Origin of the sequence: Sphingomonas sp. CROZ-RG-20F-R02-07 (assembly GCF_022662335.1) — a bacterium.
In the GTDB taxonomy this organism is placed as follows: Bacteria; Pseudomonadota; Alphaproteobacteria; order Sphingomonadales; family Sphingomonadaceae; genus Sphingomonas.
In genome coordinates, this window is sequence record NZ_JAKNQJ010000035.1 from 1 (window position 1) to 6,588 (window position 6,588).

Consider the following 6,588-nt stretch of genomic DNA (forward strand, 5'->3'; position numbering starts at 1 on the left):
TTACCTCTGGTGACGAGTTGAAGCGGCGAAACGGCGAAACGGCGATGGCGGCAGGGCACGTGAACGGCGGGGCATCCGCCACCGTTATCAGCCCCCTGCCCAAGCTGCCACGTTGGTCTGACAGAACCATCGGTGAAAATGCGATGGTCGCGGAGATGGCCTTGCGCCAGCCGCTATGCGGTTGGCGCAGCGTCGTTTGATGCGCCATTCGGCGCTCGTCGAGTAGCGCGGCACTGGGCCAATTGGATGCAAATGATGCAAGGATGCCGCACCCGCGATTAATTCATTCAAATTTCTGAAATATTGTTGACCCGTTGGCGGGAAAGTGAAATTTCGCGACACCAACCGCAGACATCCGTCCGGTGCAGGAAGGTCCGCTCGCCCGTCGCGCGCCCCCTTCACCGCATCGAGCGCCAGAAAAATAGCCGCCAAAAAGCGGCTGATTAGGGGAGACCGAAATGCTCAACACCCGCCATTCCAGATATTTCGCTCTGTTGGCCGCCGTGTCGACGGCCAGCCTGTCGACCGCCGCCATGGCCCAGATCACCGCACCCGCCACCGCCGGTTCGACGATGAACGGCACGCCCGCCGATCCCTCGGCCAATCGTGGGCAGACCGATCCCAGCACCGATCCGCAGTCGAGCAGCACGCCGGCAACCCCCACGCCGCCGCTCAACGGGCCTGGCGCGGGCGAGGCACAGCAGGAGGCGGACGCTGCGGCACCGGGCGACATCGTCGTCACCGGCATTCGCGCATCGCAGCAGCGCGCCGTCACGCTGAAGCGCGATGCCGCGTCGGTTCAGGATTCGATCTCGGCCGAAGACATCGGCAAGCTGCCCGACGTCACCATTTCGGATTCGCTGCAGCGTATTCCCGGCGTGCAGATCCGCCGTGACGCGGGCGAAGGCTCGTCGATCAACATTCGCGGCCTGCCCGAAGTCACCACGCTGCTGAACGGCGAACAATATCTGGGCGCCAATTCGATCAACAGCGTCCAGCCCAACTTCAACGACGTACCCTCGCAGCTCTTTTCGGGCGCGGACGTCATCAAATCCTCCACCGCCGACCTGCTGAACGCGGGCGTCACCGGCACGGTGAACCTGCGCACGCGCCGGCCGATGGACCTGAAATCGGGCTTCACCGTCGCCGCCGACGCGCAGGGCCTCTACGGCAGCAAGACCAAGGACAAGGATCCGAGCGTCAACGGCCTGCTCGCCTGGCACAATGACCGGTTCGGCTTCCTCGTCTCGGCCGCCTATACGCGCACGCATCTGGAGAATTCGCAGAACGGCTTCCTCAGCTCCTACGGTGCCACCTATCATAACGAAGGCACCGCGGACGCGACATCGACCGGCGGCTTCTCGCCCAGCAACCGGCCGCACGGCAGGGCCGTGGCGGGCGGCATCGACGTGAACGGCGACGGCGATTCCAACGACGCGTTCATCGTGCCGCAGGGCTTTTCGGCGTTCAACACCATCACCGACCGCAACCGCCTGGGCATCAACGGTTCGGCCCAGTGGAAGATGACCGACTCGCTCGAACTGACGGTCGACGGCTTCTACACGCACCAGACGCAGTACAATCACACGTCGGGCGTCCAGCAGCAGAACATCAACTGGCAGGCCGGCGAGTTCGTGCCGGGCGCATCGCGCGACACCGGCGCCACCGTCACCGGGTCCGACGGCCGCGTCTATCACATCAACACGACGCAGGTTTACAACTACGACCTGGGCGATTTCTCGTCCTACGCGCAGACCGACAAATATGTCTCGCAGTCGCAGGACTATAATGCCGAGCTGAAGTTCGACAATGGCGGCCCCGTCAAGCTGAACCTGCGCGGGATCTACGGCAAGGCGAGCCAGAGCTACGACCAGAGCTATGCGCAGTTCAGCCCGTCGAACGGTCTGCAATGGGAGCCGGGCGGTATCGGCCATTATCCCTCGGGCGACCGCGCGTTCAATCCGGGCGGCTACACCGTGGACACGCTGGCCGGCGCCAATTCGCTTCACTCGATCGTCGATTTCAGCGGCGACCAGCCCGTCTTCACGCTGCCCGCGCAGTTGACCAGCGAGCTGTCGAACAAGAGCATGTACGCGCTGAAGACGCTGTCGTCGGAAGGCAATTACCGCCAGAACGGCGATCTGAAGATCCTGCGCGCCGATGGCTCCTACAAGGCGAACGACGCGCTGACCTTCGAGTTCGGCGCACGCTATAGCGACCGTTCGAACAGCGATTTCGCCTTCGACCGCGCCGCGCCGCTCTATGCGGGCCAGGCGAGCGGCACGGGCGCCACGGCGAACGCCGCCTGCCTCGTCAAGTGGAAGGGCTTCGACGTTCCGATCAACGACGCGAGCTGCCATGCCGGCACGGGCGTCTACGGCACCACGGGCTTCGTGCCCTATACCGCGGGCCTCACGCGCCCGGCGACCGATCCCAGCGTCAGCGGCATCGTGCGCCAGGTCACCCCGCCCGTGCAGGGCATCCCGGCGGTTTACACGATCGATCCGAACGCGATGAACAACGCGCTGGCGTTCCAGAACAGCTTCTACCCCGGCAACGTGGAGGTGCAGAACCCTGGTGCGTCCTATCAGGTCGGCGTGAAGCAGATCAGCGGCTATACGCAGATGGACTTCACTGGCAGCCTGTTCGGCCTGCCCATTTCCGGCAATGCCGGCGTGAAGATCATCAACACCCGGCTCGACATCCTTCAGTACATCACCGGCAACCCGCAGCCTTACGGCGTGCAGGGCGCCGTGGCGGGCACCGACCGGACGCGCCGCAGCTTCACCGATTATCTGCCCTCGTTCAACGTCGCGCTGGATCTGGCCGATAAGTTGAAGCTGCGTCTCGCCTTCACGCGCACCATGACGCTGCTGAACCTCGACCAATGGGGTGGCGGCCTCACGCCGAACTACGCCATCGACACGAGCGGCGCGGCGCCGGTGTTTCGCGTGACGGGCGGCTCGTCCACCGGCAACCCGCAGCTCGATCCGTGGCGGGCGAACAACCTCGATGCGTCGCTGGAATGGTATATCGGCCGTTCGAGCCTGCTGAGCGTGGCGGCCTTCTACATCTCGGTTGACAGCTTCATCCAGCAGGGTTCGGTGCTGCGGACCGATCTGCCGGACAATGACGGCGTCGTGCGCGGCCGCACGGTATCGATCAGCACCCCCATCCAGGGCCAGAGCGGCACGCTGAAAGGGCTCGAAGGCCAGTGGCGGCAGTCGTTCGGGGATCTGGGCTTCATGCCCAACATCCTGCGCAACTTCGGCCTCGACATGAACATCACCTATTCGCCATCGGATTCGGGCCAGACCGATCTGGCGGGCAACAAGATCCCGTTCCAGGACAATTCGAAGCTGCAGACCAACGTGGTCGGCTATTACCAGGATAGCCATTTCCAGGCGCGTGTTGCCTGGAACTATCGCTCCACGCGCGCCGTCTCGCAGGATTTCGGCGGCCTGGTTGGGCTCGAACTCTATCAGCGCCCCACCAACTATGTGGACGCGTCGGTCAGCTACGACATCAATCCGCACTTCACGATCTATGCGCAGGGATCGAACCTCACCGGCGAATATGAGAAATATTATCTCACCTGGACCGACGAGCATGCGTACAACAACATCTACGAGCGCCGTTACGCGATCGGCGCGCGCGTGAAGTTCTGATCCTGCGCTGACGATCACTCTCGCATGCGTCGGGCGACGCATGCGAGAGGCTTGTCACGCGGCGCGCTTGCCGGCAGGCCCTTCGATCATGACCATCCCTTCGGCCAACCCCATCCGCTCCGTCGTGATCGTCGGCGGCGGCACCGCCGGCTGGATGGCGGCGACGCTGATGGCGCGCCGGCTGCAGCGGCAGAACCTGTCGATCACCCTGGTCGAATCGTCCGCGATCGGTACCGTGGGGGTCGGCGAGGCGACCACGCCCGCGATCCGCGACTATTTCCGCGAAGCCGGCCTCGACGAAGCCGAAATCGTCCGCGCGACGGGCGCCACGCTGAAGCTCGGGATCCGCTTTGACGGCTGGGCGGGCGAGAACAGCCGTTTCTTCCATCCCTTCGGCCTGTACGGCACGCCGTCCAACGACGTGGCGTTCCACCAGTATTGGCTGAAACAGCAGGCGGCCGGATCGTCGGTTTCGCTCGGCGCCTACAGCCTCGCAACGGTCTTGGCCGAAACCGGGCGGATGATGCCGCCGCCGCGCCCTGCCCCCGATTACGCGTTCTTCGACTGGGCGCTGCATTTCGACGCGGGTCTCTATGCCCGCTATCTCAAGCAGGTCGCGACCGCGCGCGGCGTGACTCACGTCGATGCGCATATCACCGCCGTCCACCGCGATCCGGCCACGGGAAACATCGCCGCGGTCCAGACCGCGGAGGCCGGGACGATCGCGGGCGACCTCTTCATAGACTGCACGGGTTTCCGCTCGCTGCTGTTGGGCGGCGCGCTCGGCGAACCCTATGTCGACTGGCGCGATCATCTGATTGCCGATCGGGCGGTCGCCATCCCCTGTGCGCACCGCTCGACCGACACGATCGCCCCGTTCACACAGGCGATCGCGCGCGACGCCGGGTGGCAATGGCGGATCCCGCTCCAGCACCGCGTCGGCAACGGCTATGTCTATTCCAGTGCCCATCTGTCGGACGACGAAGCGATCGCCACACTGTCCATCACGCTGGAGGGCGAGGCGCTTGCCGAGCCGAACCTGATCCGCTTCGCCACGGGTCACCGCCAGCGCTTCTGGTCGGGCAACTGCGTCGCGCTAGGCCTGGCGGCCGGCTTTCTCGAGCCGCTGGAATCGACCAGCATTACCCTGATCTATTCGGGCATCCAGCGGCTGCTCGAACTCTGGCCCGATCGGCATTACGATCCGGCGCTCGCGGCGGACTATAACCGGATCACCACGCTCGAATATGAGCGCGTACGCGATTTCCTGATGCTGCATTATTGGGCGAACGGGCGAACCGGCCAGCCCTTGTGGGACAGGGTGCGCGCCATGACGCTGCCCGACAAGCTCGACCACAAGGTCCGGATGTTCAAGAGCCGCGGCCGGATGGTGCGCTACGAATGGGACGCGTTCGGCGATCCGAGCTGGCTGTCGATGTTCGTGGGGCTAGGGATCCGCCCCGAACGCTGGGACCCGCTGGCGGATTATTTCACCAACGCCCAGATCGGCGAAGCGCTGGAGCGAATCCGCGCGAACATCGCCGAGGGGCTGGCGGGCGCCACCAGCCACCGCGCGTTCCTGGAACAGGCGTTCCAGGTGCGTTTCCCCGCGCCGGGATCGTTAATGGGCTAAGCGCTCAGCCAGCCTTGCCGCGCTGATCCTGTTCGCGCAGGAAGGCGTCGCGCATGGGCGACGGCGGCCCGACGAGACCGCGGGCATGATCGGGCAGATGGTCCGCCGCCTGCGGGGCATCGTCGTCGAACACGAACCGCTCGAACCAGTGCCGCCAGGCCGCCCGGTACGGCAGAGGCAGATCGCGCACCGCGCGCAACGTCCTTTTAAACGCATCGAGTGGCGACACCGCATCGGCATCCTCCCACCAATGGTTCACCATCACGTTGAAGGGCGCCAGCGCCCGCACGTCGTGCCACCAGATCGGCGGAATGTAGATCGCGTCGCCCGGCCCGAGCTCGGCGACCAGAGCGTGCCGCTGCGCCTCGGCGAAGCGCGGATATGCGTCCAGGTCGGGCCGTTCGCAATCGACCATGCTGACGGGCGGCCCGGCGATCGTCAGGTGCAGCGGCCCGACATAGAGATTGTCCGCCTGTTCGGGCGGGAACAGCGTAAAACGCCGCCGGCCGGCCACCACTACCGCGATGTTGCTCGCCTCGTCGAAATGCGTAGCGACGTCGGTGCGATTGCCCACCCACACGCGCGCGCGCGCCGTCGGCAGGTCGAAGGGCAGCGGATTGCGCGCGGACCAGTCCGGCAGATGCTCGTCGGTCGCGGCCGCACCGGCATAGAGCGCATCGACCTTTGCCTGGCCTCGCGTCGCCAGCAAATGGCGCATCAGCGCGCCGAGCGGCGCGGCGCGCGTCTGGAAGTTGCAACCGGCCAGCGCGGAATCGTAGAAGAAGCGGCCTTCGATCTCGGGCGGACCGACGAAAAGCTGCGCGGGACGCCCGGAATCGAGCGCCGCCAGATAGTCGACCACCGCCTCGTCCGAGCGCCACGCAGCGACGACCGCGGGCCAGTCCGCCGCTAGGCCGCGCAACACCACCGGCCGGAACGGCGCGACGACATCCGCGTCGAAGCGCGCCGGATCGATCCTTTCCAATTCGGGTACGGCAGTGGGCAAGCATTCCTCCCGGGCGACGGCGGCGGCCGCGATACGGCATCCGGCGTAACCCGCTTCGAACGCGCCATCAACGCCGCGAGATCGATGAAAAATCAATTGCTTTAAGCGGATGGCTGGCGGATGGATTTAATAGGGCCGCGATCGCGAGCAGCACGGGCCGGCGGCCGAACCGATCGGCCGGCGCACCGGCGCCGAGCGACCCGATCACCGTCCCGATCAACGCCGACGCAACGGTAAATCCCAGGGCCTGATCCGACAGCGCGAAATGCGTCTGGAGCGCA

General features: G+C 65.5%; 6 protein-coding genes. 3 read left to right on the plus strand and 3 right to left on the minus strand.

The window, feature by feature from the left end; genetic code table 11:
* Positions 1-200, plus strand: a 200-nt coding sequence (locus L8H00_RS18420; protein WP_242098785.1) for a hypothetical protein, incomplete at its 5' end; no start/stop codon positions are given.
* 83 nt (positions 201-283) lie between these two features.
* Here L8H00_RS18420 and L8H00_RS18425 read toward each other — a convergent pair.
* Complete coding sequence (locus L8H00_RS18425) at positions 284-535, minus strand: hypothetical protein (protein ID WP_242098787.1); 252 nt, start codon at positions 533-535, stop codon at positions 284-286.
* Here L8H00_RS18425 and L8H00_RS18430 point away from each other — a divergent pair.
* Both L8H00_RS18430 and L8H00_RS18435 read left to right on the plus strand, forming a co-directional pair.
* Positions 534-3,668 (plus strand): TonB-dependent receptor, encoded by a 3,135-nt coding sequence (locus L8H00_RS18430; protein ID WP_242098789.1) that lies wholly within the window; start codon positions 534-536, stop codon positions 3,666-3,668. The two genes, L8H00_RS18425 and L8H00_RS18430, sit on opposite strands and share 2 nt — an antisense overlap.
* 88 nt (positions 3,669-3,756) lie before the next feature.
* Positions 3,757-5,301 (plus strand): tryptophan halogenase family protein, encoded by a 1,545-nt coding sequence (locus L8H00_RS18435; RefSeq protein ID WP_242098791.1) that lies wholly within the window; start codon positions 3,757-3,759, stop codon positions 5,299-5,301.
* Positions 5,302-5,305: 4 nt separating this feature from the next.
* Here L8H00_RS18435 and L8H00_RS18440 read toward each other — a convergent pair whose 3' ends face one another.
* The gene (locus L8H00_RS18440) at positions 5,306-6,307 is read right to left on the minus strand and encodes a cupin-like domain-containing protein (RefSeq protein WP_242098793.1); all 1,002 of its coding nucleotides are present in this window, start codon (positions 6,305-6,307) and stop codon (positions 5,306-5,308) included.
* A gap of 67 nt (positions 6,308-6,374) precedes the next feature.
* Positions 6,375-6,588 (minus strand): MFS transporter (locus L8H00_RS18445; RefSeq protein WP_242098794.1); only part of this gene is annotated, 214 nt, incomplete at its 5' end.

Bases quoted from the DNA above. Each gene is read 5' to 3' on its own strand.
- L8H00_RS18430 (WP_242098789.1), top strand. From the start codon at position 534: ATGGCCCAGATCACCGCACCCGCCACCGCCGGTTCGACGATGAACGGC.
- L8H00_RS18425 (WP_242098787.1), bottom strand. From the start codon at position 535: ATGGCGGCGGTCGACAGGCTGGCCGTCGACACGGCGGCCAACAGAGCG.
- L8H00_RS18435 (WP_242098791.1), top strand. From the start codon at position 3,757: ATGACCATCCCTTCGGCCAACCCCATCCGCTCCGTCGTGATCGTCGGC.